This window comes from Kocuria oxytropis, assembly GCF_040981195.1.
Classification (GTDB): domain Bacteria; phylum Actinomycetota; class Actinomycetes; order Actinomycetales; family Micrococcaceae; genus Kocuria; species Kocuria oxytropis.
Genome location: NZ_JAVFXA010000096.1, coordinates 1 through 559, shown reverse-complemented (window position 1 = coordinate 559; position 559 = coordinate 1). Strand labels below are relative to the sequence as shown.

General features: G+C 55.8%; 1 protein-coding gene. It reads right to left on the bottom strand.

Going from position 1 to position 559, the window contains the following annotated elements; genetic code table 11:
- On the bottom strand, positions 1-559 hold a 559-nt coding region (locus tag QYM41_RS17755), incomplete at both ends, for a hypothetical protein (RefSeq protein ID WP_368801092.1).

Genomic DNA, 559 nt, shown 5'->3' with positions numbered 1-559 from the left:
GCTCGCACCTCTCCGGCAAAGGCATCATCAGCGAAGCCATACAGCCCATCAAAGTCACTTCTAACGCTCTCAAGCAACGAGGCAAGGCGATTGCTCATCTTCTCCCGTAAAGCGTTCTGGCGCTGTCTCTCGGCCTCTGCTGCGGCCTCTGCTTCTGCTGCTGCTTTTGCCCTGGCTCGCTTTTTCTGCTCCTGCTCATACACGTAATCGTCAAAGGTAGATCGCCACGTTGTGCCAGCATCAACCACCAGCACAGGCTCAGGAGTTTCCGTTAGCGCACGATTAACGTGCTCCGGCTGTTCGGCTTCACCATCAAACGGCGTCATCTGGTCAGCGATGCTCTGTAACGTAGCTGGCGACCAAACACAAATCCACTGCCTGCCGTGCTCGTCCTGTTTCGTTCCCCACGTCCAGACATCACCTAACACGTTCATCAGTGGGTGCGTGAAGCCCATAACCAACTGCCGGGGGTTGTGATTAACATCAAGCGCCCACAGCACAGCGGCCCTTTTTACAGTGGCAAGCTGTTCGGCCTGTTCGTCTGTTAAACCCTGCTCCC